Raw genomic sequence first — 25,120 nt, forward strand, 5'->3', positions numbered from 1 at the left:
CTCCTCAGACGGCCGCGGCCAGCGGGGACGGGGCGATGTCGGAGCGGGGCGTTTCGGCCACGTTCTCCGAGCGCACGGTCATCCAGAGGTTGAAGGCCATGATCAGCGCGCCGATCAGGAACAGGGCGCCGCCCAGCGCGCGGATCACATAGAAGGGATGCATCGCCGCGACCGTCTCGATGAAGGCGTATTCGAGGAAGCCGAGCGAGGTGTAGGCGCGCCACATCAGGCCCTGGAGGATGCCGGAGACCCACATCGCCGTGATGTAGAAGACGATGCCGAGCGTCGAGATCCAGAAGTGCCAGTTCACCAGCTTGAGCGAGTAGAGCTGCTTGCGGTTCCAGAGCCAGGGCACGAGGCAGTAGATCGCGCCGAAGGAGATGTAGGCGACCCAGCCGAGCGCGCCGGAATGGACGTGGCCGATGGTCCAGTCGGTGTAGTGCGAGAGGCCGTTGACCGCCTTGATCGACATCAGCGGCCCCTCGAAGGTCGACATGCCGTAGAAGGCGAGCGAGACCACCATCATGCGCAGCACGGGGTCGGTGCGCAGCCGATCCCAGGCGCCCGAGAGCGTCATGAGGCCGTTGATCATGCCGCCCCAGGAGGGCATCCAGAGCATGATCGAGAAGGTCATGCCCAGCGTCTGTGCCCAGTCCGGCAACGCGGTGTAGTGCAGGTGGTGGGGCCCGGCCCAGATGTAGAGGAAGATCAGCGCCCAGAAGTGGATGATCGAGAGCCGGTAGCTGTAGATCGGCCGCTCCGCGCGCTTGGGCACGAAGTAGTACATGATCGCGAGGAAGCCGGCGGTGAGGAAGAAGCCGACCGCGTTATGGCCGTACCACCACTGGAACATCGCGTCCTGCACGCCCGACCAGAGGCCATAGGACTTCGGCGACAGGATCGAGACCGGGACGGCGATGTTGTTCCCGACATGCAGGACCGCGATGGTCAGGATGAAGCCGAGATAGAACCAGTTCGCCACATAGATATGCGGCTCCTTGCGCTTCATCACCGTGCCGAGGAAGACCAGCAGGTAGACGACCCAGACGATGGTCAGCCAGAGGTCGGCATACCATTCCGGCTCAGCGTATTCCTTGCCCTGCGTGAGGCCGAGCAGATAGCCGGTGCCGGCGATGACGATGAAGAGGTTGTAGCCGAGCACGACGAACCAGGGCGAGAGCGTGCCGGCGATGCGCGCGCGGCAGGTGCGCTGGACGACGTAGAAGGAGGTGCCGATCAGCACGTTGCCGCCGAAGGCGAAGATCACCGCCGAGGTGTGCAGCGGGCGAAGCCGGCCGAAATTTGTCCAGGGCAGGTCGAAGTTCAGCTCGGGGAAGGCGAGCTGCAGCGCGATGATGAGGCCGACGGTGAAGCCCGCGATGCCCCAGAACATCGCTGCCACCGTCGCGAACTTGACGGGCCCGAAATCGTAATTGGGCTTGCCGTTGATCTCCTGCGGCTCGGACGCGGGCGTGCCGTCGAAGCAGCGATTGGCGATCAGGAAGACGCTGACCATCGCCGCGGCGGCACCGACCATCGCGTGGAAGGCGTAGCCCGAATTCTGGGTCAGCGCGGCAATCACGATCAGCGGCAGCACCAAGGCCGCGGCGATCAGCATGCCGATCAATTCTCCGACAGTCGCCTGCCTGATGGGGCTCGCCGTTGCGGTCACGTCCGACTCCGCTTCCTCGCCGGCGCAGAGGCGCGCCATGGGGAAGGCTTAGCGAGCCGGCGAAAGCCGGGCGTTGATTCAGGTCAACGGAGGGCCGCTGCGGGTGCGGCGAGACGGCGCAGAGTCAAGTCTTGCTAGAACAACCGTCACCCTGAGGAGCCATTCCCCTAGAAATGGCGTCTCGAAGGATGTTTCAGGAGGCTCCCGAATCCTCTGGACCATCCTTCGAGACGGCCCTTCGGGCCTCCTCAGGATAAGGGCTGAAAGTCCGAAACGGCCGTCAGGCCGCGGCGGCGCTCATGCGCTCGGGGTTCATCAGCCGCACGCCGCCCGGGACGATCAGGATCGTCTTGTCCTTCGCGAGGCGGGTGAAGGTACGGCTCACCGTCTCGATGGTGAGGCCGAGGAAATCAGCGATGTCCTGGCGCGTCATCGGCAGAGGCACAGTGACCGAGGACTTGCCGAGCCGAGCCCAGCGCTGCTGCATGCCGAGCAGGAAGCAGATCAGCTTCTCTTCGGCGCTGCGGCGTCCGAGCAGCATCATCTGCTCATGGGCCAGCGTCAGCTCATGCGTGGCAAATTCGTGCAGGCGCTTGAGCAGATGCGGCTTGGCGTCGACCAGCGCCGTATAGGCGGCGCGGGAGAAGGAGCAGGCCGTGACCTCGCCGATCGCATCGGCCGAGAAGCCGAAGGCATCCCGCATGGCGAGACCGAGGAAGTCGCCCGGGAGAGCGAAGCCGACCACCTGCCGGCGGCCGTCCGACAGCAGCTTGTAGAGACGAACGACGCCGGCGGTGACGTTGTAGACCGAGTGCGCCTCACGCCCCTGCGTGAACAGCGTCTCGCCCGAGGCGAAATGCGCGGGGTGCGCCATCGACTCCAGCAGCGCCAGCTCGTCGTCCGAGAGAACCGCGCAGACGCTGACCATCCGCACCATGCAGGCGCGGCAGCCAGCTCCGCTGCGATGCGCCGCCTCACAGCCCATGGGATGACAATTCACGATCGCACCTTCCCGTTCGTCGCGGCGACCATACTCCAAGCCTGCAACGCAACAAAGCGGGCTTCCGGTCGCAGGCACAGGGATTGATCTAGATCAATGCGCCTGCTCGACGGGGCAAACCACCGTGCGCGGTGAAATCCGGGAGAGAAGCACGTGACCGGCGATGACATCTTCGAAGTCGCGCGCATCGCGCCTTCAGGCGCGGATACGGTCTATCCCCTCGTCTCCATGCTGCATCCCGAGGTCACTCCGGATGGCTGGGCCGCCTTCCTGCGCCAGCATTCGCAGGACGGCGCGAAGCCCTGTGGCGTTTTCGCGCTGCGCGACGGGCGCGGCATGCCGCATGGGCTCTTCACCTTCGCCGTGACGCAGGGCCTCGACGGCGGCGCCACTCTGGAGATTTCGGAGCTCGCCATGCTGCGCCTGCCCGGCACGCATCTGGTCGATGCGCTGCTGCGCTTCGCGAACCGGCTCGCAGAGGAACTGGCCCTGCCCCGGATCGCGATCTCGCTCGAGCGCTCGGCCGCCTGGATGCAGGATCACGATGCCCTGCAGCGCTCCGGATTCCAGGTCGACCGCGTGATGGTCCTGCGCCGGGCGAGGCTCGATTCGGCAGCCTGAACCGGCGATCCAGCCTGCAAGTTGACTTGCCTCAATTCTGCAGCGCAGCAAAAGCCGCCGGCCGGAACAGGGCTTTCAGACCCCTTCGAGGGCGATCGCGATGCCCTGGCCGACACCGATGCACATGGTCGCCAGCGCGCGCCTCTTGCCCGTCAGGGACAGTTCAAGCGCCGCCGTGCCGGCGATGCGGGCGCCCGACATGCCAAGCGGATGGCCGAGCGCGATCGCGCCGCCATTCGGGTTCACATGGGTGCCGTCCTCGGCGATGCCGAGCTCGCGCAGCACGGCGATGCCCTGGCTGGCGAAGGCCTCGTTCAGCTCGACGATGTCGAAATCCGTAGGCTTGAGGCCGAGACGGGCGCAGAGCTTCCGCGTCGCCGGGATGGGACCCAACCCCATCACCCGAGGCGCCACGCCGGCCGCTGCGCCGCCCACGACCCGCGCGAGCGGCGTCAGGCCGTATTTCGCCGCAGCCTTCTCCGAGGCGATGATCAGCGCCGCGGCGCCGTCATTCACGCCCGAGGCATTGCCGGCCGTCACCGTGCCGCCGTCCTTGCGGAAGGGTGTCGGCAGCTTGGCGAGCTTTTCCAGCGTGGTGTCACCGCGCGGATGCTCGTCGATCTCGACGCGGACGGGGTCGCCCTTCCGCTGCGGGATGACGACCGGCGCGATCTCCCTGGCGAGACGGCCGTTCTCCTGCGCTGCAACGGCCTTGAGCTGCGAGCGCAGCGCGAAGGCGTCCTGATCGGCGCGACTGACCGCGCAATCCGCGGCAACGTTCTCGCCGGTCTCGGGCATCGAATCGACGCCATACTGCGCCTTCATGAGCGGGTTGACGAAGCGCCAGCCGATCGTGGTGTCGTGGATCTCAGCATGGCGCGAGAAGGCGCTGTCGGCCTTGGGCAGGACGAAGGGCGCGCGCGACATGCTCTCGACACCGCCGGCGATCATCAGCTCGGCCTCGCCGGCGCGGATGGCGCGCGCGGCGGTGGTGACCGCATCCATGCCGGAACCGCAGAGCCGGTTGATCGTCGTGCCCGACACCTCCTTGGGAAGCCCTGCGAGCAGCAGCGACATGCGCGCGACGTTGCGGTTGTCCTCGCCCGCCTGGTTGGCGCAACCGAAGATCACATCGTCGACGGCGCCGAAATCCACGCCTGCATGGCGCTCCATCAGGGCTTTCAGCGGCACGGCGCCGAGATCGTCCGCACGCACCGAGGATAGCGAGCCGCCGAAGCGGCCGATCGGGGTGCGGACATAAGCACAGATGAAGGCTTCGCTCATCGTCAGGACCTTTCGCTCCCGCCCAGTCAGGCGGCTGGGTGTTCTCGCCGCCCGCCTGCGCCTTGTAAAGACGCTGAGAAGCGAGGATCAGCCTCAGCCGCGTCGGCCCGGATAGATCAGGCTCTTGACCAACCCCGCTTCGTTGGCGGCGTGGCGGCGGAAGGCTTCGGGCGCCTCCTCCAGCGGGAAGCGGTGGGAGATCACCGCCTCGACATCGACCTTGCCCGTAGCGACCAGCTCTATGGCACGGGGATAGACATGGCCCATGCGGCGCGAGAACTTGACGGTCAGCCCGCGCCGGCGCGCCTCCGAGGCCGGCAGAACATAGCTGTCGCCATCGGGTATGCCGACCAGCACGATCCGCCCGCCGATGCGCGCCGCCCGGACCGCGTCGCGAAAGCCCTCTGGCGCATTCGTCGCCTCGATCACCAGCGGCAACCCCTCGCCCTTCGTCCAGGCGGCGATGTCGGCGGCCCCCTCGCCCGCCTTGCTGGCGCCGAGCTTCAGCGCGAGCGCGCGCCGATGCGGCTGCGGATCGCAGGCCAGGATTTCGCCCGCGCCCACCGCCCGCAACACCTGCAGGATCAGCAGGCCGATCGGGCCGCAACCGAGCAGTGCCACGCGCTCCAGCAGGCGCGGCTTGGCGAGATCGACGGCATGGATGGCGACGCCCAGGGGCTCCAGCATCACCGCGTCGCTCGGCGAGAAATGCTGCGGGACCGGGACGATCTGCGATGTCGGCACCCAGATCCGCTCCGTCATCGCACCGTGATGCGGCGGGGCTCCGATGAAGACGACCTCGGGGCAGAGATTCGGATGGCCGCTCCGGCAATGCTCGCAATGGCCGCAAGCCTGGTTGGGATCGACCGCGACAAGCATGCCGCGCGCGAGACCGAGCGCCGGCAGATCCTCGGTCAGCCAGCCGCTGAACTCATGCCCCGGCACGAAGGGCGCCGCGATCATGGCCGAGCCGATGCCGCCATCCTTGTAATAGTGCAGGTCGCTGCCGCAGAGGCCGACGGCGGCGACATCGAGCAGGGTTTCGCCCGCGACACCCTCGCGCAGGTTGAAGGGCGCGACCCTTGCATCGCCGGCGGCATGGAGGAAGACGGCGTGGGACATTGCGGGCGGGAGCTCCGGCGCGACAAGCTGATTCAACAAATGTATTTTCTTATTTACATTGGTAGCGGTCAAGGTGAAAGCGATGCATGACGCGGATGGGGGCCACGCGCATTGTGAGGCCCGACGAAAGCGCGCTAAGCCAAGATTGAGACCGCAGAAGACGCCAGCCCGCCCCGCCGCCAGGAAGCCGTGATGCCGGAGGATCCCCAGACCGCCGTGAGAGCCGCCTGGCTCTACTACATGGAGGGATTGACGCAGGCGGAGATCGCCGAGCGGCTGAAGATGACGCGGCTCAGGGTCAACCGGCTGCTGGTCGAGGCCCGCGGCAGCGGGCTCGTCAACATCACCATCAATTCGCGACTGGAAAGCTGCGTGCGGCTGGAGCACGCGCTCGTCGCGGCCTTCGGACTGAAGGAAGCGATCGTGGTTCCGACGCCGGGCGATGCCGCGCAGATTTCGGCCCAGATCGGCAAGGCCGCGGCCGATCTCGTCTCGCGCATCGTCGAGGAACAGCCTTCGAGCATCTTCGGCGTCGGCTGGGGCGGAACGCTGCGCGAGACGATCCGCCATATCCGCCCCGGCCAGCATCGCGAGCTGACCGTGACCTCGATGATGGGCGGGCTGACCTACGGCATCGAGCTCAACACCTTCGAGATCGCCAGCCGTTTCGCCAGCCTGTGGCAGGCGGAATGCCACTATCTCGCCGCGCCCATCTATGCCGGCACGCCGCAATCGCGCGATACCATCGTGGCGCAGGACGTGTTCGAGGATGCCTTCGCGCGCATCCGCGCCACCGATGTCGCGATCCTCAGTGCGGGCGACCTGAGCGCGCGTTCGTTGCTGGTGCGCTATGGGCTGCCGCGCGACGTGCGGGCTGAAGAGCTGGCGACGCAGGGCGCAGTCGGCGACATGCTGGGGCAGTTCATCGATGCGAGAGGCGAAGCGATCGACCACCCGATCAATCGCCGCGCCATCGCCCTGCCGCTGGAGGGCCTCACCCGCATCCCAACCGTGATCCTCGCTTCGGGCGGCGCCAACAAGGCTGCCGTCATCGCCGCCGCGCTGCGCGGCCGGCTCGCCTCCATCCTCGTCACGGACGAAGAAGCCGCAAGCGCGGCGCTCGCGCTGCATGAAGGCGGAACGCCATGAGCCTCGTCCTCGGTATCGACCTCGGCACTTCGGGCGTGAAATCCGTTCTGGTCGACGAGCGCGACCGGATCCTCGCCGAGGCGAGCGCGCCGATCCCGATTCTGCGGCCGCAGCCGCTCTGGTTCGAGCAGGAGCCGCAGGACTGGTGGCGCGCCGTGGTGACGACGCTGGATGAGCTGGCGGCTTCCGCCCCGGCTGAGATGGCGGGCGTCCGCTCCATCGGGCTCTCCGGCCAGATGCTCGGCGTCAGCTGCATCGATGCGCTGGGCCATGCGCTGCGGCCTGCGATCCTGTGGAACGACGGCCGCGCTCAGGCCGAATGCGCCGCTGTCGAAGCTGCCGTTCCGGATTTCGCCGGGCTCGTCGGCTGCCGGGCGATGGCCGGGTTTCCGGCGCCGAAGCTGGCCTGGCTGGCGCGAAACGAGCCGCAGCTTCTGGGCCGGGCCGAATACGTCCTGCTGCCCAAGGATTATATCCGCCTGCGCCTGACCGGCGCCGCCGCCAGCGATCGCGCGGATGCGAGCGCCACGCTGCTGATGGATACGGTCGCCGGCACATGGTCGCCGGAGCTGCTCGCCGCCTGCGGCGTGACAGTCGAGCAGATGCCGACGCTCATCGCCTCGGACGAGATCAGCGGCGGCCTGCTGCCCAAGCTCGCCGCGCGCTGGGGCATGGCGGCTGAAACGCCCGTCGTCGGGGGAGCCGGCGACAATATGTGCGGCGGCATCGGCGGGGGAATCGTCGAGGCTGGCATGGCCTCGATCAGCCTCGGCACGTCGGGCGTCTATCTCGTCGCCAACGACGCCTTCCTGCCGGCGCGCGGGCGCGGCCTGCATACGCATCGGCATGCCGTCGAGGGGTTGTTCGTGCAGAACGGCTGCGTTCTCAGCGCCGGCGCCGCGCTGGCCTGGGTGGCGCGACTCGTCGGGGCCGACGACCTCCCTGCGCTCATGCGGGAGGTCGAGGCCGCGGCGCTGCCCATCGCGGAGACGCCGGTCTTCACGCCCTACCTCGCCGGCGAGCGCACGCCCCATGACGACCCCGCCCTGGCCGGGACCTTTTCCGGGCTGACGACGGAGACGACGCGGCTCCATCTGGTGCAAGCCGTGCTGGAGGGCGTGGCGATGGCCTTCGCCGACTGCCACGAGGCGCTCATCTCGACGGGTGCGGCGATCCGGCAGGCGGCGCTGGTCGGCGGCGGCGCGAACAGCCGGCTTTGGACGACGCTGATCGCAAGCGCGACCGGCATGTCCTTGTCCCGCTCGCCGGCAGCGGCCGTCGGGCCGGCGCTCGGCGCGGCGCGGCTGGCGCGGCGCGGGATCGGCGGGCCGCTCATCACGGAAAGCGCCGAGCCGGAGGACGAGATCATCGCGCCCGACCGGGCGATGGCGGAAGCGCTGTCGGAGAAGAAGGCGCGCTTCGCGCAACACCTGGCTCTGCGCTAGAGCCCGCTGATTTGCCGTGCAACATCAGTACGCTCTAGGCGCCGCGGATCGCCCGCAGAAGTTCCTCATGGATCAGGCCGTTGCTGACGACCTTCTCCAGATCCTCGTCGCGCGAATCCGCCCCAGTGACCGTCGTCACGCGGCCGCCGGCCGCGCGCACCAGCGGTATGGCGGCGGCGTGGGAGACGATGTCGGCCTTCAGGCCGACAAAGGCATCGAGCCGCCCCGCGGCCACCAGCGACATCTCAAGGCCGCCCGAGACGATGACGCGGACGCCGCGGCAGAGCCCGGCCAGCCGGGCGATGACGGCGCTCGTCCGCTCGGTTTCCTCCTCCGTGTAATGCGAGGTCAGGCAGATCGAGACCACCGCATCGGCCAGGTTCGCAGTTCCTGAAACCATGGCCTGCTTACCGTCCACAGTCGCGACGGAGCCCTCGGCATAGCGGGCGACGAGCCCGGCGAGCGGGGCGTGGGTCAGGCCCAGAACCGTGCGGCCCGCCTCCTGATAGGCCAGCGTCACCGAGAACCAGGGCAGGCCGCTGGCATAATTCACCGTGCCGTCGAGCGGATCGATGATCCAGCGCGGTGCATCCGACGAGCCGGAGAAGCCCGCCTCCTCCGACAGGATCGCGGCCTGGGGCGTGAGCTGGCGAAGGCCCTCGATGACGAGCCGCTCCGAAGCGAGGTCGGCCGCGGTCACGACGTCGCGCAGATCCTTGCGCGTGACGGCGAGCTGCTCGCCCTGCATGCGGACGAGGAGCCCGGCCGCCTGCCGCGCCAGATCACCGGCCCGGTCGAGAAGTGCGGTAAGGCGCGGCTCAAGCATGGGCGGGCGCCCCCTGCGGCTTGCCGGGATAGGCCGGATCAAGGACGAAGGGCCGGCGCGGGCCGAAGTCGCCGATCGGCTGGAGATGGCTGACGACGCCCGTCTCCGGCTTCCAGACATGCACTGCGATTGAAGGCGGCTCCATGATGAACCAGTTCTCCGTGCCGGGTCGCAGGTCAAGCGCGACCTGATGGGCCGTGCCCGGCACGACATAGCCGATGGTGCCGGCGAAGCGCCGCTGGATCGGGCGATGATAGTGGCCGCAGAGCACACGCTCGATCTCGGGGTGGCTGGCGATCAACCGGGCGAACCCAGGCGAGACGCGGCAGGGCATGATGTCCATGCCGTCGACCCCGACGGCGAAGGGCGGATGGTGCATGAAGACGATCGTCGGCCGGCCATGGCCCTCGGCAAGACGCTCGGCGAGCCAGGCCTCGCGGGCCGCGCAGATCTCGCCGCCATCCTCGCCCGCGATCACCGTGTCCAGGCCGATGAGGCGGACCGGGACATCCTCGACCGTGTAATGCAGGAAGCCCTGCTTCGGCAGATAGCCATATCGTGGCCGAAGCTCGGCCGCGAAGCTTTCGCGCCGGTCATGATTGCCAGGCACGACATAGACCGGCATCGGCAGCCGCGCGAGCTCATCGCGCACGATGCCGTACTCCTCGGCGAGCCCGCAATCGGAGAGGTCGCCCGTGACCAGCACGCAGTCCGGCCGGGGGTCCAGCGCCAGAACCGCATCGACCGCCCGGGTGATCGCGGCGTTGGTGTCGACGATGCCATAGGCGGGCCGGCCGTGCGGGCGGGCATGGAGGTCGCTGATCTGGGCGATGATCATGGGGGAGGCCTTCAAAAGCGCTTATCGAACCTCAGCCCTCATCCTTCGGGACGCTGCGTGCCGCGGCTCCTCCGGATGATGGCTCAATCAGAAAATGCCACCCGGCCGCGCAGGCCGGGTGGCGATGGCGTCAGAGCGATCCGCTCACTTCATCAGCGCTTCGGTCTCGGAGACGATGCGCTCGATGCCGGCCTTAGGGGCAAGCTCGCCGCGCATCACGCTCGAGATGACCTCGCGCTGCTGGCGCCAGATGCGGACCGAGTTTCCGCCCGGATAGCCTTCCCACGGCGCGGCGCGGGAGACCTGGCCGTTGATGGTGCGGAAGTTGGCGTTGGCCTTGTAGAACGGGCCGAGGAAGGCCTCGTCGCCGGCGCGCAGGTTGGTCGGCATGTAGCCGGCGGTCTGGACGACGATGGACTGGGCCTCGGGGCCGGTCACGAACTTGATGAACTCCCACGCCGCCTTCTGCTTGGCCGCATCCTTGGCGGTGATGATCGCCGCATTGCCGCCGGTCGGCAGCTTGCCCTTGGCCTTGTCGTCGATCGGGAACAGCGCGGTCCTGAAGGTGAAGCGGTCGCCGACGAGGTCGGTGACCTGGCGCAGGCGTGCCGGGGTGTCGAAATAGATGCCCATCTTGCCGGCGATGAACTGCTGGCGGGCCTGATCCCAGTCGATCAGCGGCATGCCGCCATCGGTGACGAGAGTGCGTAGCCGCGTCAGGATCTTCTCGCCGACATCGCCGCCGAAGGCGACCTTCTTGCCGTCCGCCGCCAGGATGCTGTTGCCGCCCTGGAGGACCATGCCGCGCCACAGCCAGTCATCCGGCCAGGCGTGGATGGAGTAGGAGATGCCGGCGGTGTCGCCGTCCTTGATCTTCCGGGCGAGTGCGATCAGGTCGTCCCAGTTGTCGGGCATCTTCTCGGGGTCGCCGCCGGCCTTCTTCACCAGCTCGGCGTTGAAGTACATCAGCGGTGTCGAGGCGTTGAAGGCGAGGCCCGCCTGCTTGCCGTTGACCTTGCCCAGCGAGAACAGGGCGTCGGAATAGTTGGCCTTGACCCAGTCCGCCGGCTCCGCCTTCAGAAGCGGGCCGAGATCGAGGATCTGGTTGCGCTTGTCGAGGCTCTCGACCAGCTCGGTGAGCAGGTGGAAGCCGGAATAATAGACGTCCGGAAGCTGGTTGGTGACAGCCTGACGCAGCATCGTCTGATGCCCCTCGTCATAGCTCGCCGCCGGGGCGCGGAAGTTGATCTTGATCTGCGGGTGCTTCTTCATGAACTCCTTGGCGATGGGCTCATGGAACTGCGCGAAGGACGGGAAGGCGTAGAGGACGTCGAGCGTGACCTCCTGAGCCCGGGCCGCCGTGGAGGCGACGAGGGCGAGCGCGGCCGCGGCAAGCGCTTTGCCGAATGGTTTCATGGTCTATCTCCTTGAAAATAAGTTCAATTCTTCGTCGTGAACTGGGGTGTCGACTCACTTCACTCCGGTCATCGTGATGCCGTCGATGAACCGTCTTCTGGCGATGAGGAAAGCGATGACGAGCGGCGCGGTCAGGATCGTCGCCGCCGCTGTGAGGGCGCCGTAATTCGAGCCCGCCTCGGCATCGGCGAAGAACATCATCCCGAGCGGCGGCGGAGCGAGCTTGGCGTCGGAGATCACGATCAGAGGCCAATAGAGGTCGTTCCAGTGCGCCACCGCCGAGAAGACGCAGAAGGCGGCGATGGCCGGCCAGGCGCTCGGCGTCACGATGCGCCAGACGATCTCGAACTCGCTCATGCCGTCGAGCCGGGCGGCGTGGATGATGTCGTCCGGAAAGCTGCGGAAGAACTGGCGGAACAGGAAGATGGCGAAGACCGAGATGAAGAACGGCACCATCATCGCGAAATAGGTGTTCAGCAGGCCGAGATGGGCGAGCCCGATATAGAGCGGCATGGCCGGTACCTGGACGGGGACGCAGAGGCCGAGCAGCACCAGCACGAAGAGCAGGTCGCGGCCGGGGAAATCGAGCTTCGCCAGCGCATAGGCGCAAGGGATCGCCACCAGAAGCTGCACGATCAGGATGCCGCCGCAGATGATGACGCCGTTCAGCGCGAAGCGCAGCAGGGGCGCCTTTTCCAGCGCCATGCCGTAGTTCTGCAGGGCATAGAACTGCTTCGGCCAGAGCGAAATCTCGGCGGTGAAGATCTCGACCGGCGGCTTGATCGAGGTCACCAGCATCCAGACGAAGGGCGCGAGCATGAAGACCACGCCCGCGACCAGCACGGCATGGACCAGCGCCAGCGACAGGTAGCGGCGCAGGGTCGAGCGGGTGGGGGACAGTGCGATGCCCGACATCAGTAATGCACCTTCCTGTCGAGGGCGAAGGTCTGCATCACCGAGAAGACGAGGATGAAGGTCAGGAAGATGAAGGTCAGCGCCGCGGCATAGCCGGTGTGGAAATACTGAAAGCCTTCCAGATAGATGTTGTAGAGCAGCACCTCGGTGGAGCCGACGGGCCCGCCCCGCGTCATCACCGCAACGGTGTCGAAGATCTTGAAGGCGGTGATCATCGTGGTGACGAGCACGAACATCGTCGTCGGCCCGAGCAGCGGCCAGGTGATCGTCAGGAAGCGGTCGATGCCGCCGGCGCAGCCGTCGATCTCGGCCGCCTCGTAGAGATCGCGCGGGATCGCGGTCAGCCCGGCGAGAAACAGGATCATGTTGAAGCCGAGCAGCTGCCAGATGCCGATCACCGCCAGCGTCGCCAGCGCCGTCGAAGGCTCGCTGAGGAAGGCGACCGGCGCAAAGCCCAGCCACTTCAGAAGCGCGTTGACCGGGCCGAGCGAAGGATGGAGCAGGAACTGCCAGACCGTCGCCATGGCGATCAGCGTCGAGGTGACGGGCAGGAAGTAGATCACCTCGTAGAACGAGCGCGTCTGCTTGCGCCGATGCACCAGCACCGCGATCAGGAGCGCGCCCAGCACGCCACCGGGCACGACGATCGCGACATAGACCAGCGTGTTGACGAGCGAGCGGCGGATGATCGGATCGGCCAGCGCGCGCTGGAAATTCTTCAGCCCGACCCAGTCCATGTCGGTGCCGCCGAACTCGTAGTTCGTCAGGCTGAGCAGCGTCAGCGCGCCGAGCGGAAGCAGGATCGTCAGCAGCAGCAGCACGAGCGCCGGCATGGCGAAGCCGAGGCCCGTGACGCGCTCGATCCAGCGCCGGCGGCGTGCGACGGAGGCGAAGGATGCCGGGGTTGCGAGCGCAGCCATCGCCATGGTCAGGCCCTCAGCGGCACGACGGAGCCGGTCGCGGCACCCTGCCCGCGCGGCTCGATGCGCTCGCCATCGGCGCCGAAGACATGGGCCGCGCTTTCGTCGAAGCCGAGCGTGACCTCGGAGGCCTCATGGATGCCCGCCGCCGTCGCGGGGCTGGCCCGCATGGTCACGCCTGCAGCGGCGTCGCGCCCGGCGAGATCGAAATGGAGGATATATTCGGAGCCGAGATTCTCCTTGCGCCGGAGCCGCGCCGAAAAGACCGCGCTCCCCGGCTCGCCATGGCTGAGCGACAGCGCCTCGGCGCGGATACCGAGCGTAACCGAGCGCCCTGGCGCCTCGTCGACGGCGAGCGCCAGAGGCCGACCGAAGAGCTCGAGCCGGCCACCGGCCGCGACGGAGGCCGGCAAGAGGTTGATCGCCGGGCTGCCGATGAACTGCGCGACCTTGAGCGAGGCCGGCTTCTCGTAAAGCTGCGAGGGCGTGCCGAGTTGCAGGATCGAGCCTGAATCCATCATGGCGACGCGATCCGACATCGTCATCGCCTCGACCTGGTCGTGCGTCACGTAGATGAAGGTCGCGCCCAGCCGCTTGTGCAGCTCCGCCAGCTCCGTGCGCATGTGGACGCGCAGCTTGGCGTCGAGATTGGAGAGCGGCTCGTCCATCAGGAAGACGTCGGGGCTGCGCACCATGGCGCGTCCGAGCGCGACGCGCTGGCGCTGGCCACCCGAGAGCTGAGCCGGCTTGCGGTCGAGCAGATGGTCGAGCTGGAGCTGCGAGGCGACCGCGCCGACATCGGCCTCGATACCGCGCAGGATCTCGCGCCGCCCGGGCGAGAGATGCTTCACCAGCGGCAGGCGCTGGCGCAGCTTGAGGCGCGACATGGTCAGCGGCAGGGCGATGTTCGCCCGGACGCTCATATGCGGATAGAGCGCATAGGACTGGAAGACCATCGCCACGCGCCGCTCATGCGGGCGCAGATGGTCGACGCCCGCGCCGCGGATCGCGACGCTGCCGGCATCCTGATGCTCCAGCCCCGCGATGATGCGGATCAGCGTGGACTTGCCGCAGCCGGAAGGGCCGACCAGCGTCAGGAATTCGCCATCGGCGATGTCGAGATCGACGCCGCCCAGCACCTTCGTCGGGCCGAAGGATTTGGCGATGGAAGACAGCACGACCGTGGCCATGTCGTTCGCCTCTCTGCGTTATCGGGATTGGAGCCCGCGTCGAAACGGGGTCCGGCAGGAAGCGGCCGTCAGGCGACGGGCGAGGGGTAGACCTCGTGGATCACGTCATCGATCCAGAGCGTCTTCAGCGCGGAGATCTCATGGACCTGCGCGGTATAGTCCCTGCCCTCGAAGCCGTAGGTCACGGCGCCGAGCGTCGCGGAACCGGCCATGCCGGGCTGCATCTCCGACCCGACCACGAAGCCGCAGGACGGACCCCAGATGTAGCGGGTGCCGTCGACCGCGAAATCATGGGCGCGGTGGAGATGGCCGCTCGCGACGAAGGCGACGTCATTCCGGCGGACGAGATCAAGCAGATGGGCGCGCGGCCGCGGCGGCACGCTCCAGTAGCCCTTGTCGCCCTCGTCGGGGCTCTCGATGAAGAGGGGGCGGTGCAGGAACCAGCCGAGGCGGCGGCCCTGCGCCTCTGCGATCTGCCGGTCGAGCCAGGCGAGCTGGCGCTGCTCCTCGGTCTCGTCGCTGCCGAACAGCATGGAATTGAGGCCGATCAGCCGCCAATTCTCGAGATCATGGACCCAGAAATCTTCGCCGATATGCTCGCGCCAGCGCGCCAGCCGCTCGTCATTGACCGGCTGGTGCGGATGATAGGCCTCGCCGACATCATGGTTGCCGGGGATGCTGAGCACGGGCACGCCGAGCGTGTCGAGCAGGTCACTGCAATGCGAGAAGTCGGCGGCGATATCGGCGCCATCGACCGTGACATCGCCGGTATGGATCACGAGGTCGGGCCGCTGCGCCGAAAGCCAGCTTGTCAGCGGCTCCCAGTTGCAGGCGAAATGCTGCTTGATCGGACTGAGATGGGTGTCTGAAATTTGCACGACCCGGTGCATGGCTTCCCTCCGAACACGCTCCCGCTGCCGGGATACGGGCCGCGTCCTTCAGTTCGGAAGCGGCATTTTTGCCATGAACCATACAGATGAATGTTTGATGACACAAATGTATTTGCGGAGCGGCGATGGCGAGGGAAGCCGGCTACGCGCCATTCACCGCCTCATGGAGCGGACGTCTCATTCCGGAGGGAGAAGCACAGGGGTGAGGTGAGGTCGCTCGACCGGCAGCATGCCGCTTCAAGGCTGCGCGACCAATCCCCCACGGCAAGCTCGGTGAGCGACCTCACCTCACCCCTGCCTCGCTCATGCCGGAACAGAGTTTCCCGCGGACGTTCCTATCTAGCTAATACACATCAGCTTGATAACGGCCGGCCTTCTTGAGCTCTGTGACGTAGATCACAGCGTCTTCCGTGGATTTGCGCCCCTGCTCGGCGACGAGGTCGATCATGGCGCGTTCGACGTCCTTCGCCATGCGCTTGGCGTCGCCGCAGACATAGAAATGCGCGCCCTGCTCGAGCCAGGCATAGAGCTCGGCCCCGCGCTCGCGCATACGGTCCTGGACATAGATCTTCTCGGCGCCGTCGCGGGACCAGGCCAGCGTCAGATTGGTCAGCAGCCCTTCCGCCTTCATGGCGTCGAGCTCATCCTCGTAGAAGAAGTCGGACGTCCGGCGCTGATGGCCGAAGAAGAGCCAGTTCTTGCCCGGTGCCTTCGTGGCGCGGCGGTCGTGCAGAAAGGCGCGGAACGGCGCGACACCGGTGCCGGGGCCGCACATGATGACCGGCGTCTGCGGATTCTCCGGAAGTCCGAAACCATGGGCGCGCTGGACATAGACAGGCACCTTCTCGCCCGGCGCGACCCGCTCGGCGAGGAAGGTCGAGGCCACGCCCCAGCGCGGGCGCGAGCCGATGGCATAGCGCACGGCATCGACCGTCAGGGAGATGCGGCCGGGCGTGGCGTTGTGCGACGACGAGATCGAGTAGAGCCGCGGCTGCAGAGGGTCGAGCGCCTCGACGAAGGCCTCCGCCGAGAGCCGCGCGCCGCCGAACTTGTGGAGCGCGCCGAGCACGTCGAGCCGGTCGAGATCGCCATCCGGGTCCTCGCCCGCCGCCAGCCTGCGCGCCTTGGCCCGCGTCTCTCCGCCGGTGACATAGGAGATGAGCTGGAAGAGCGCATCCGGCGCCGACCCCAACGCGCGATCGGCGATCAACGCCTGACGCAGGCTCTTGCCCGCGACATCGGCGTCAGGCCGCGCGCCGAGCAGAGCGATGACCGCATCGACAAGGCGCGGATCGTTCTGCGCCGCGATGCCGAAGGCGTCGCCGACAACGTAGTCGAGCCCGCATTCGTTAAGGTCGAACTCGACATGCCAGGTCTCCTTCTCGGAGCCTGCCCCGTTGAGCTTGCGACGGGACAGGAAGGTCGCCAGCGCCGGGTTCTCGCGGCTGCGGCCTGCCGGGCCAGCGGGCGCGGCCGGAGCGGCGACCTCGGCAGGCGCCGCAGCTGCGGCCGAGCCGCCCTCCTCCATCAGCGCCTTGACGGCGCGCAGCGTCTCCTTGCCACCCGGAGCGCAGAGGTTCAGCCGCCCTTCCGCCCCCGACGCGATGGCCGACGAATACGTCTCGCAGATATAGCCGCACTGTCCGCAATCCTGCTGAGCCATCGCGGCGTAGAGCTTTCGCGGCAGCGGGCGGCCCTCGGCCAGCTTCTGCCGTTCGGCGATCTCCATGGCCGGATCGTGCCAGGGCGCGCCATCATCCTCGGCGCCGCCCATGACCGCAGCGTTCTCGGCGGGCGAGAGCGCGGTGACCCCGGCGTTGTCGAGCGAGAGGAGACCGGCAAAGAAGCCGTTCAGCCAGGAACGCTGCTCCTCGCTGAAAGGCGCCGTCTCGGGGATGACCTGGACAAGAGGGGACGGGGTCTGGAGGGTCACGCCGCTTCTCCCGTCTCGGCAACCAGTGCCTTCAGCGCCTCGATGTCGTGGCGCCGCGCGAAGGTGACGAAGCTCTCCTCGGGCGTGACACGATGCGTCTGCCAGGTACGCAGGATCGCCTCGACCAGGGCCGGCGCGTCCTCGGCCTTCACCTTCTCGCGGAAGGGCCTGGCCATGCCGCCATCGACGCCATAGCCGCCGCCGACCAGCAGGTCGTAGCCGGGCACGGTGTCGCCCTCCTCGTTGACCGGCACCTTGGCGCCGATCAGGCCGAGGTCGCCGATATAGTGCTGGGCACAGGAATGATGGCAGCCGGTGAGGTGGATGTTCACCGGCTGGTCCAGCGTGATGCGCGGCTCGCAATGGGCGGCGATGGCGAGCGCATCCTCCTTGGTGTGGGCGGCGGCGAATTTGCAGCCCGTCGCGCCCGTGCAGGCGATCAGCCCGGCGCGCAGGATCGACGTCTCGGCCGAAAGCCCGCAGGCCTTCAGATTCGCGAGCACGTCCTCGACCCTGGCATCCGGCACGCCTGAGATCAGCAGGTTCTGCCAGACGGTGAGGCGAATGTCGCCGTCGCCGCACTCTTGCGAGATCGCGGCGATGACGCGCATCTGGGGAACGGTGAGCTTGCCCACCGGCAGCGCGACGCCGACCCAGTTCAGGCCGGCCTGCGCCTGCGCATGCACGCCGATATGGGCGAGCCTGTCATAGACCGGTCGCGGCGCGACGAAGGCGCTGTCCAGCCGGATCAGCCTGCGGCCCAGCTTCTCCTCGACGGCGGCCAGGAATTTCTCGAAGCCCCAGGCGTCGAGCACGTATTTCAGCCGCGCCTTGGCGCGGTTGGTGCGGTCGCCATTGGCGACGAAGACGCGCACCACCGCATCGGCGACGGCGACGGCATCGGACGGCGCGACGATGACGCCGGTGTCGCGGGCTAGGTCCTTGTGGCCGGTGATGCCGCCGAGCGCGAGGCGATACCAGATGCCGGGCTCGACCGGTTGCCCCTCGAAGGACGCGCCGGCGCCGACCTCGATCGCCTGGAAGCCGATGTCGTTCGTGTCCTCCAGCGTCGCGATCGAGCCCGCCCCGTCGAAGGCGACGTTGAACTTGCGCGGCAGGCCGTAGAGCGAGCGGTCGTTGAGGATATGGTGGTGCCAGGCGCGGGCATGGGGCCGGGTGTCCAGCAGCTCGAGCGGGTCGATGCCGGCGGTGGCGGAGCCGGTGACGTTGCGGATGTTGTCGGCGCCCGAGCCCTTGGCGGTGAGGCCGAGATCGGCGAGGCCCTCCAGCAGCAGCGGCGCGTTCTCGGCGGTGATCTCGCGGACCTGCAGGTTCGCACGGGTGGTGACATGGCTGTAGCCGCCGCCGAAGCTCTCCGCGATGTCGGCGACGCCGGCGAACTGCCAGCTCTTCAGGATGCCGTTGGGGATGCGCAGGCGGCACATATAGCTGTTCTGGGCGGGCGCCACGTAGAACAGCCCGTGATAGCGCCAGCGGAAATTGTCCTCGGGCTTGGGATAGGTTCCCGAAGACGCCTGTTCCTTGAAGCGGGCATAAGCGTCGAAGGGGTGCTCGGCCGCCTTCCATTTCTCCTGATCGGCGAGCTTGCCGCCGCCGGAGACAGTCTTCGCCTGCGCCTCCAGATGTTCCCGATCGGGGCCGGCGGGCGTGGCATTGCCCCCGCCAGCGCCCGTGCCGAGCGGCGCCAGCCCGCGCGCCGTGCGGGCCGACTGCATGCCGCTCGTGAAGCCTTCGAGATAGCGCTTCTGCTCGGGGGTGAAATCGTCGCTCATGATGCTGTTTTCCGGATGCGCTTCGCGGTCAGGCGGCGGCCGGCTTCTCCGCCGCGGCGATCATCGCGCCGGAAAGAGCGCCATAGGCCGTCGTCCAGGCGTCCTTCACCGCCGGGGTAAAGCCCTCGCCGAGGCCCTGCTCCAGCGTCCAGAGTAGCGCCGCGCCGACGGGAACGTAGTGCTCGGGCGCGACGCCGTAGCCGACATGCTTGCGTGCGAGGTTCTCGACGGCCGGCATCAGCGCCGGCAGGTCCTCGAGCCCTTTCACCACGACGGCGAGCGTGCCCATCAGCTTGCGACCCTGCTCCTTCATGTCCGCCGCCTTGAACAGCGGCTGGACCTCGGGCGCGATCTCGAACAGGCGGCCGTAGAACAGCGCGGCGGCCTGCTCGGCGATGGGGGCGACCATGGAGAAGCTCGTCTTGATCTCGGAAACCTGCGCAGGCGTCATGGCTTGCCCTCCCTTCAGGCGGCTTCGACGAAGCGGTGGCGTTCGTAGAGGAACTTCAGCACCGCCTCGCGGGCGGCGATGTAGGTGCGGTCGGACACCAGATCGAGGCGTTTCCGCGGCCGGGCGAGGCGAACGTCGAGCACCTCGCCGATCCGGGCGGAGGGGCCGTTGGTCATCATCACGATCCGGTCCGAGAGCAGCACCGCCTCGTCCACGTCATGGGTGATCATGATCATGGTGTTGCCGAGGGCGGCGTGGATCTGCATCACCGAGTCCTGCAGGTGGGCGCGGGTCAGCGCGTCGAGCGCGCCGAAGGGCTCGTCGAGCAGCAGGATCTTGGGCTCCATGGCGAGGCCGCGCGCGATGCCGACGCGCTGCTTCATGCCGCCGGAGATCTCGGCCGGGCGCCTGTCCTTGGCGTGGCCCATCTGGACGAGGTCGAGATTGTGCATGATCCAGTCATGCCGCTCGGCCTTGCTCTTCTTAGCCCCGAAGACCTTGTTCACGGCGAGCGCGACGTTGTCGTAGACGGTGAGCCAGGGCAGCAGCGAGTGGTTCTGGAAGACGACCGCACGGTCCGGCCCCGGGGCGTTGACCTCCTTGCCCTCGAGCAGGATGCCGCCCGTGCTTGCGGGCGTGAGGCCGGCGATGATGTTCAGCAGGGTCGACTTGCCGCAGCCGGAGTGGCCGATGATCGAGACGAACTCGCCCTTGTCGATGACGAGGCTGATATCCTTCAGCACCTCGGTGGTGGCGCTGCCGCGCCGGAAGCTCTTGTCGACGTGGTCGATCTTCAGATAGCCCATCGTTCGCTCCTCAGCCTTGCGCGGTGCCACGGGTGACGACGCTGCCGATGCCGGCGACGAGACGGTCGAGCACGAAGCCGACCACGCCGATGTAGACGAGCGCCACGATGATGTCGGAGAGGCGCGAGGAGTTCCACGCGTCCCAGATGAAGAAGCCGATGCCGACGCCGCCGGTCAGCATCTCGGCCGCGACAATGGCGAGCCATGAGAGGCCGACGCCGATCCTGAGGCCCGTGAAGATGTAGGGCGCCGCCGAGGGCACCATGATCTTGTAGAAGAACTCGACCTGGTTCAGCCGCAGCACCTTGGCGACGTTGCGGTAATCCTGCGGGATGTTGCGGATGCCGACCGCGGTGTTGATGATCACCGGCCAGATCGCGGTGATGAAGATCACGAAGATCGCCGAGGGCTGGCTGTCGCGGAAGGCGGCGAGCGAGAGCGGCAGCCAAGCGAGCGGCGGCACGGTGCGCAGCACCTGGAAGACGGGATCGAGCCCGCGCATCGCCCAGACCGACTGGCCGATCAGCGCGCCGAGCAGCACGCCGACGACCGCCGCGAGGCTGAAGCCGATGGCAACGCGCTGGAGCGAGACCAGAATGCGCCAGCCGAGCCCGATATCCTGCGAGCCCGCCCAGTAGAACGGCTCGACGATGAGGTCCTTCGCCTCATCCCAGATCTTGGTCGGCGGCGGCAGCGAGGATTGCGGGCCAGAGGCGGCGAGCTGCCAGACGAGCAGGATCAGCGCGACGGTGATCAGCGGCGGCACCAGATTGACCAGCGCGGCACGCAGCCAGGGCATGAGCCGCTGCGAGAGCGGCTTGCCCTGCACGGCGGGCAGCGCCAGCACCGCCGGCTGGCCCGGCAGCGCGACGATTTTCGCCTCCGCGGTCTCCTCCTTCAGCACGGCCTGACCCATACGGTCTCTCCTCTGGTGAACTGATGTCTCATGCGGCTACCGTCGCGCGTGCGGCGGCGCCGATGCGGCGGATCTCGGGAAGGCAGGAGCCGCAATTGGTCCCGGCCTTCAGCCTGGCGCCGATCTCCTCGGCCGAGGCGGCGCCCGCAACGAAGGCGGCGCGGATAGCGTTGAGGCCGACGCCGAAGCAGGCGCAGACGACCGGCCCCGGATCGGCCCCACCGGGGTTGCGGCCGGCAAGCAGCGGCAGGCGGTTGCCAACCTCGGCTTCAGGATCGGCGAAGACGGCCTTGACCGTGTCCCAGAGCGGCGCGCGCCCCGCCGGCGCCAGGAAGAGCGCCGCGGCGAGCTTCCCTTCGCGGATGGCGGCGCAGCGATAGGAGCCGCCTTCATGGTCGATCATCTCGACGAGTTCGTCCTCGCCGAAGCGGCTGCGCATGGCGGCCATCAGTGTGTCGATGCCGGCATCGGCGGCGAAGAGGCGGCCCTCGCCGCCTTCGACGGCGAGCCGCGCCCACCACGAGCCTTCCGGCAGTGCGAAGGCGTCGCGGGAGAGGACGAAGCCCTGCGAGGCGAAGGATACGGGCGAGGCGGCGACCGGGGTCGCCTTCATCTCGGGCTGGCCGGAATAGGGATCGCAGTGCGGCTGCGCCAAAGCGCCGATCCGCGCGTCGGACGCCGTCTCGCCCGACCAGTGGATCGGCGCGAACAGCGCGCCTTCCGCGAGGCCGGTATCAAAGACGATTTTGAGGATGGCCGCGCCATGACGGGTCGAGACGCGGGCGAAGCCGCCCTCGATCAGGCCGAGGCGGGTGGCATCGGCCGGGTTCACCGAGAGCGAGGGCTCCGAGACATGGGCGGACAGGCGCGGGCTCAGGCCCGTGCGCGTCATCGTGTGCCAGTGATCGCGCACGCGGCCGGTGTTGAGCAGGAGCGGATAGTCAGCGTCCACCGTGCTTGCCAGCTCCGGCAGGGCGAGCGGCTGCAGGCGGGCGCGATTGTCGGGCGTGAAGAAGCCGCCATCGGCGAAGAGACGCGCCGTGCCCTCCGGGCGCCCGGCTGGGGCAGGCCATTGGACGGGGACGAGCGCGTCATAGTCAGGCTGCGCGAGGCCGGCATGGGCGCCGATGTCGAAGTCGCGGGTGCCGCCATTCTCGAAGGCCGAGAGCGCCGCGTGCTCGGCGTAAATCTCGCCCTGATGGGCGTAGGCGAAGGCCCTGCCGAAGCCGAGGCGCTTCGCGACTTCGCAGACGATCCACCAGTCCGGCTTCGCCTCTCCGGTCAGGGGCAGGAAGGCGCGCTGGCGCGAGATGCGGCGCTCGGAATTAGTGACGGTGCCGTCCTTCTCCCCCCAGGCTGCGGCGGGAAGGATGTAGTGCGGCTTCGCAGCGAGCGTATCGTTGGAGAGCACGTTCTCGGAGACGACGAAGAGGTCGAGCCCGCCAAGCGCCGTCTTCACCGCATCGGCACGCGGCAGCGAGACGGCCGGGTTTGTCGCCATCACCCAGAACGCGCGGATGCGGCGCTCGGCCACCGCCTCCATCATCGCGACGGCCTTCAGCCCCTCGCGACGGGCCATGTTCGGCGCCTGCCAGAAGCGCCCGACGCGGTCGATCTCCTCCGGCGCGTAGCCCATATGGGCGGCGAGCATGTTGGCGAGCCCGCCAACCTCGCGGCCGCCCATGGCGTTGGGCTGGCCCGTGAGGGAGAAAGGGCCGCCGCCGGGCCGGCCGATGCGGCCCGTGGCGAGATGGCAGTGCAGGATCGCGGCAACCTTGTCCGTTCCCTGCGCCGACTGGTTGACGCCCTGGCTCCAGGCCGTGACGACAGCGGGCGTCTCGGCCCAGAGGCGGTAGAAGGCCGCGACCTGCGCCTCGGGGAGCCCTGTCAATTTCGCGACGACAGCAAGGCTCGGCGCGATGGCCCGGGCGTTATGGAGCGCCTCCTCGAACCCTGCGACATGGCGCGCCACATAGGTGCGGTCGACCAAACCGCGATCAGAGAGATGGACGAGCAGGCCGGCGAAGAGCGTGCTGTCGGAGCCCGGCTTCAGCGGCAGGACCATATCCGCATCCTCGGCGGTCGCGGTGACGCGCGGGTCGATGACGACGACACGGGCGCCGCGCTCGGCGCGGTTCTGCTGGATACGGCGGAACAGGACCGGATGGCACCAGGCCGTGTTGGAACCGACGAGGACGATCAGGTCTGCGCCGTCGAGATCCTCATAGGAGCCCGGCACCGTATCCGAGCCGAAGACCCGACGCTGGCCGGCAACGGTCGAGGACATGCAGAGCCGCGAATTGGTGTCGACATGCGGCGAGCCGATGAAGCCCTTCATCAGCTTGTTGGCGACGTAGTAATCCTCGGTGAGAAGCTGGCCGGAGAGATAGAAGGCGACCGCGTCCGGGCCGTGCTCGGCGATGATGCCCCTGATCCCGACGGCTACGGCATCCAGCGCCTCGCCCCAGCTCACGCGGTCGTAAGTGCCGGCCGCGTTGCGTTTCAGCGGGTGCAGCACGCGGCTGCCCAGCCCCAGCGTCTCGCCGAGCGCCGAGCCCTTGGAGCAGAGCCGGCCGCGATTGGCCGGATGCTCCGGATCGCCCGCGATGGTCGCGCCGCCCTTGCCGTCCGCCGTCGCCAGCACGCCGCAACCCACCCCGCAATAGGGGCAGGTGGTGCGGATGGGCGCGGGGGCAAGCGGCGCGTCGTTGCGCATCAGGCGGCCTCCCTGACGCAGTAGCTCTCGCCGAAGGGCAGATCGGCCCGGAGGGACGTGATGTCCTGCCCCGACCGGATCAGGTCGAGGTAGAAGAGCGCGCCCTGGGTGTCGCCGACGAGGATGCAGCCGGCGAGCCTGCCCTCGCGCAGCACGAATTTGCGGTAGAGCCCGGCCGCAGGGTCGCGCAGCAGGATCGTCTCGGCGCCTTCGCCGGCCTCGAACTCGCCGGCCGAGAAGACGCCGACGCCGCTGACCTTGAGATTGGTTGCGAGCAGCGAACCGGCATAGGCGGCCTCGTGTCCCGCGAGACGCGCAGCCAGCACGCGCGCCTGCTCATAGGCTGGCTCGACCAGCCCATAGACCTGGCCGCGATGCTGCGCGCATTCGCCGATGGCGAAGATGTTGGAGTCGTCGGTTGCAAGCCCGTCATCGACGAGGATGCCGCGATCGACGCCGAGTCCGGCTGCCTTGGCCAGATCGACGTTCGGCCGCACGCCGATGGCGAGGACGACGACATCGGCCGGGATCACCGCGCCGTCCTGAAGCTCCACGCCTTCGACCTTGCCGCCGCCGAGGAAGCCCTTCGTCGCGCTGTTCAGCCTGACCGTGACGCCACGCGCGGCCATCGCATCGCTGAGGATCGCCGCGCCCTCGGCGTCGAGTTGGCGCTCCATCAGCCGGTCGACGAGATGAAGCAGCGTCACCTTGCCGCCGGCCCTGGCGAGCCCCGCCGCCGCCTCCAGCCCGAGCAGCCCGCCGCCGATGACGACGATGCGCGCGCCGCGCTCGGCGTAAGCCCGCATCGCCTCGACATCGGCAGTGTCGCGGAAGGTCAGGACGCCCGGCAGGTCGCCGCCGGAGAAAGGCGGCTTCAGCGGCTTGGAGCCGGTGGCGAGGACGAGCTTGCCATAGGACAGCGTTAGCCCGTCCTCCAGCGTCACCGTCTTCGACGCGCGGTCGATGGCGCTGGCCGCCCGGCCATAGAAGGTCGAGACGCCGCGCGCCCGCCACCAGGCGGCGGGCTTCAGCTCGATGTCCCGTTCGTCGATCTCCCCCGCCAGAAGCGGCGAGAGCAGCACCCGGTTATAGGCAAGCCGCGGCTCGGCCCCGATCACCGCGACGGCATGGCGGCCGAGCGCGCGCTGGCCGAGCTCGTCGACCAGCCGCGTCGCGGCCATGCCCTTGCCGATGATGACCAGGGGCTCGGCCATCGC

21 protein-coding genes are annotated in these 25,120 nt (G+C 68.1%); 3 read left to right on the forward strand and 18 right to left on the reverse strand.

The features are described from left to right. Window positions 1–4: 4 nt before the first annotated feature. Together ccoN and BoBH3_RS08385 are read right to left on the reverse strand one after the other, a co-directional pair. Window positions 5–1,618, reverse strand: coding sequence for a cytochrome-c oxidase, cbb3-type subunit I (gene ccoN / locus BoBH3_RS08380; RefSeq protein WP_262330466.1), 1,614 nt, complete (start codon window positions 1,616–1,618; stop codon window positions 5–7). Between the two features lie 334 nt (window positions 1,619–1,952). Further along, window positions 1,953–2,657, reverse strand: a complete 705-nt coding sequence (locus BoBH3_RS08385; protein WP_262330467.1) for a helix-turn-helix domain-containing protein — start codon at window positions 2,655–2,657, stop codon at window positions 1,953–1,955. Between the two features lie 168 nt (window positions 2,658–2,825). Between BoBH3_RS08385 and BoBH3_RS08390 the strand changes: the two genes are divergently transcribed. Further along, entirely contained in the window at window positions 2,826–3,293 is a 468-nt protein-coding gene (locus BoBH3_RS08390; RefSeq protein WP_262330305.1) for a hypothetical protein, read from the forward strand. Between the two features lie 75 nt (window positions 3,294–3,368). On the opposite strand, the gene pcaF is transcribed toward BoBH3_RS08390, so the two are convergent. Continuing rightward, entirely contained in the window at window positions 3,369–4,577 is a 1,209-nt protein-coding gene (gene pcaF / locus BoBH3_RS08395; RefSeq protein ID WP_262330306.1) for a 3-oxoadipyl-CoA thiolase, read from the reverse strand. Between the two features lie 93 nt (window positions 4,578–4,670). Beyond that, window positions 4,671–5,699: a zinc-dependent alcohol dehydrogenase gene (locus tag BoBH3_RS08400; RefSeq protein ID WP_262330307.1), complete on the reverse strand. Its 1,029-nt coding sequence runs from the start codon at window positions 5,697–5,699 to the stop codon at window positions 4,671–4,673. Between the two features lie 192 nt (window positions 5,700–5,891). Between BoBH3_RS08400 and BoBH3_RS08405 the strand changes: the two genes are divergently transcribed. Next, entirely contained in the window at window positions 5,892–6,848 is a 957-nt protein-coding gene (locus BoBH3_RS08405) for a sugar-binding transcriptional regulator (RefSeq protein ID WP_262330308.1), read from the forward strand. Next, on the forward strand, window positions 6,845–8,293 hold the full coding sequence (xylB, locus tag BoBH3_RS08410) for a xylulokinase (protein WP_262330309.1): 1,449 nt from the start codon (window positions 6,845–6,847) through the stop codon (window positions 8,291–8,293). The genes BoBH3_RS08405 and xylB overlap by 4 nt, the downstream gene beginning before the upstream one ends. A gap of 34 nt (window positions 8,294–8,327) precedes the next feature. Here the strand turns inward: xylB and BoBH3_RS08415 are convergent, their stop codons facing one another. The 14 genes from BoBH3_RS08415 to BoBH3_RS08480 all read right to left on the reverse strand — a co-directional run bounded on the left by BoBH3_RS08415 (window position 8,328) and on the right by BoBH3_RS08480 (window position 25,117). Further along, window positions 8,328–9,119, reverse strand: a complete 792-nt coding sequence (locus tag BoBH3_RS08415) for an inositol monophosphatase family protein (protein ID WP_262330310.1) — start codon at window positions 9,117–9,119, stop codon at window positions 8,328–8,330. Continuing rightward, entirely contained in the window at window positions 9,112–9,957 is an 846-nt protein-coding gene (locus BoBH3_RS08420) for a phosphodiesterase (protein ID WP_262330311.1), read from the reverse strand. The genes BoBH3_RS08415 and BoBH3_RS08420 overlap by 8 nt, the downstream gene beginning before the upstream one ends. 144 nt (window positions 9,958–10,101) lie before the next feature. Beyond that, a complete protein-coding gene (locus BoBH3_RS08425) occupies window positions 10,102–11,373 on the reverse strand; it encodes an extracellular solute-binding protein (protein ID WP_262330312.1) in 1,272 nt (423 codons plus the stop codon). A gap of 54 nt (window positions 11,374–11,427) precedes the next feature. Further along, complete coding sequence (locus tag BoBH3_RS08430; RefSeq protein ID WP_410050569.1) at window positions 11,428–12,288, reverse strand: carbohydrate ABC transporter permease; 861 nt, start codon at window positions 12,286–12,288, stop codon at window positions 11,428–11,430. Beyond that, window positions 12,288–13,214, reverse strand: a complete 927-nt coding sequence (locus tag BoBH3_RS08435; RefSeq protein ID WP_262330313.1) for a carbohydrate ABC transporter permease — start codon at window positions 13,212–13,214, stop codon at window positions 12,288–12,290. The genes BoBH3_RS08430 and BoBH3_RS08435 overlap by 1 nt, the downstream gene beginning before the upstream one ends. A gap of 2 nt (window positions 13,215–13,216) precedes the next feature. Next, window positions 13,217–14,398 carry an ABC transporter ATP-binding protein gene (locus BoBH3_RS08440; protein WP_262330314.1) on the reverse strand — a complete coding sequence of 394 codons (1,182 nt, stop codon included), beginning with the start codon at window positions 14,396–14,398 and terminating at the stop codon, window positions 13,217–13,219. 68 nt (window positions 14,399–14,466) lie between these two features. Further along, window positions 14,467–15,288, reverse strand: coding sequence for a metallophosphoesterase family protein (locus BoBH3_RS08445; protein WP_262330315.1), 822 nt, complete (start codon window positions 15,286–15,288; stop codon window positions 14,467–14,469). 343 nt (window positions 15,289–15,631) lie between these two features. Next, window positions 15,632–17,221, reverse strand: coding sequence for a sulfite reductase subunit alpha (locus BoBH3_RS08450; protein ID WP_262330316.1), 1,590 nt, complete (start codon window positions 17,219–17,221; stop codon window positions 15,632–15,634). Then, window positions 17,218–19,014, reverse strand: a complete 1,797-nt coding sequence (locus BoBH3_RS08455) for a NirA family protein (RefSeq protein WP_262330317.1) — start codon at window positions 19,012–19,014, stop codon at window positions 17,218–17,220. Before BoBH3_RS08455 ends, BoBH3_RS08450 begins: the two co-directional genes overlap by 4 nt. Before the next feature lie 28 nt (window positions 19,015–19,042). Next, on the reverse strand, window positions 19,043–19,465 hold the full coding sequence (locus BoBH3_RS08460; RefSeq protein ID WP_262330318.1) for a globin family protein: 423 nt from the start codon (window positions 19,463–19,465) through the stop codon (window positions 19,043–19,045). A gap of 14 nt (window positions 19,466–19,479) precedes the next feature. Next, window positions 19,480–20,271, reverse strand: coding sequence for an ABC transporter ATP-binding protein (locus BoBH3_RS08465; protein WP_262330319.1), 792 nt, complete (start codon window positions 20,269–20,271; stop codon window positions 19,480–19,482). A gap of 10 nt (window positions 20,272–20,281) precedes the next feature. Then, the gene (gene ntrB, locus BoBH3_RS08470) at window positions 20,282–21,187 is read right to left on the reverse strand and encodes a nitrate ABC transporter permease (RefSeq protein WP_262330320.1); all 906 of its coding nucleotides are present in this window, start codon (window positions 21,185–21,187) and stop codon (window positions 20,282–20,284) included. Between the two features lie 28 nt (window positions 21,188–21,215). Then, window positions 21,216–23,903 (reverse strand): nitrate reductase, encoded by a 2,688-nt coding sequence (locus BoBH3_RS08475; protein ID WP_262330321.1) that lies wholly within the window; start codon window positions 23,901–23,903, stop codon window positions 21,216–21,218. After that, the gene (locus BoBH3_RS08480) at window positions 23,903–25,117 is read right to left on the reverse strand and encodes an NAD(P)/FAD-dependent oxidoreductase (RefSeq protein WP_262330322.1); all 1,215 of its coding nucleotides are present in this window, start codon (window positions 25,115–25,117) and stop codon (window positions 23,903–23,905) included. The genes BoBH3_RS08475 and BoBH3_RS08480 overlap by 1 nt, the downstream gene beginning before the upstream one ends. Window positions 25,118–25,120 lie beyond the last annotated feature (3 nt).

It is taken from the genome of Allobosea sp. BH3, from assembly GCF_025499465.1.
Classification (GTDB): domain Bacteria; phylum Pseudomonadota; class Alphaproteobacteria; order Rhizobiales; family Beijerinckiaceae; genus Allobosea.

Bases quoted from the DNA above. Each gene is read 5' to 3' on its own strand.
- BoBH3_RS08465 (WP_262330319.1), bottom strand. From the start codon at position 20,271: ATGGGCTATCTGAAGATCGACCACGTCGACAAGAGCTTCCGGCGCGGC.
- ntrB (WP_262330320.1), bottom strand. From the start codon at position 21,187: ATGGGTCAGGCCGTGCTGAAGGAGGAGACCGCGGAGGCGAAAATCGTC.
- BoBH3_RS08475 (WP_262330321.1), bottom strand. From the start codon at position 23,903: ATGCGCAACGACGCGCCGCTTGCCCCCGCGCCCATCCGCACCACCTGC.
- BoBH3_RS08455 (WP_262330317.1), bottom strand. From the start codon at position 19,014: ATGAGCGACGATTTCACCCCCGAGCAGAAGCGCTATCTCGAAGGCTTC.
- BoBH3_RS08425 (WP_262330312.1), bottom strand. From the start codon at position 11,373: ATGAAACCATTCGGCAAAGCGCTTGCCGCGGCCGCGCTCGCCCTCGTC.
- BoBH3_RS08435 (WP_262330313.1), bottom strand. From the start codon at position 13,214: ATGGCGATGGCTGCGCTCGCAACCCCGGCATCCTTCGCCTCCGTCGCA.
- BoBH3_RS08460 (WP_262330318.1), bottom strand. From the start codon at position 19,465: ATGACGCCTGCGCAGGTTTCCGAGATCAAGACGAGCTTCTCCATGGTC.
- BoBH3_RS08445 (WP_262330315.1), bottom strand. From the start codon at position 15,288: ATGCACCGGGTCGTGCAAATTTCAGACACCCATCTCAGTCCGATCAAG.
- BoBH3_RS08440 (WP_262330314.1), bottom strand. From the start codon at position 14,398: ATGGCCACGGTCGTGCTGTCTTCCATCGCCAAATCCTTCGGCCCGACG.
- BoBH3_RS08405 (WP_262330308.1), top strand. From the start codon at position 5,892: ATGCCGGAGGATCCCCAGACCGCCGTGAGAGCCGCCTGGCTCTACTAC.
- xylB (WP_262330309.1), top strand. From the start codon at position 6,845: ATGAGCCTCGTCCTCGGTATCGACCTCGGCACTTCGGGCGTGAAATCC.
- BoBH3_RS08430 (WP_410050569.1), bottom strand. From the start codon at position 12,288: ATGTCGGGCATCGCACTGTCCCCCACCCGCTCGACCCTGCGCCGCTAC.
- ccoN (WP_262330466.1), bottom strand. From the start codon at position 1,618: ATGCTGATCGCCGCGGCCTTGGTGCTGCCGCTGATCGTGATTGCCGCG.
- BoBH3_RS08400 (WP_262330307.1), bottom strand. From the start codon at position 5,699: ATGTCCCACGCCGTCTTCCTCCATGCCGCCGGCGATGCAAGGGTCGCG.
- BoBH3_RS08480 (WP_262330322.1), bottom strand. From the start codon at position 25,117: ATGGCCGAGCCCCTGGTCATCATCGGCAAGGGCATGGCCGCGACGCGG.
- BoBH3_RS08420 (WP_262330311.1), bottom strand. From the start codon at position 9,957: ATGATCATCGCCCAGATCAGCGACCTCCATGCCCGCCCGCACGGCCGG.
- pcaF (WP_262330306.1), bottom strand. From the start codon at position 4,577: ATGAGCGAAGCCTTCATCTGTGCTTATGTCCGCACCCCGATCGGCCGC.
- BoBH3_RS08415 (WP_262330310.1), bottom strand. From the start codon at position 9,119: ATGCTTGAGCCGCGCCTTACCGCACTTCTCGACCGGGCCGGTGATCTG.
- BoBH3_RS08385 (WP_262330467.1), bottom strand. From the start codon at position 2,657: ATGGGCTGTGAGGCGGCGCATCGCAGCGGAGCTGGCTGCCGCGCCTGC.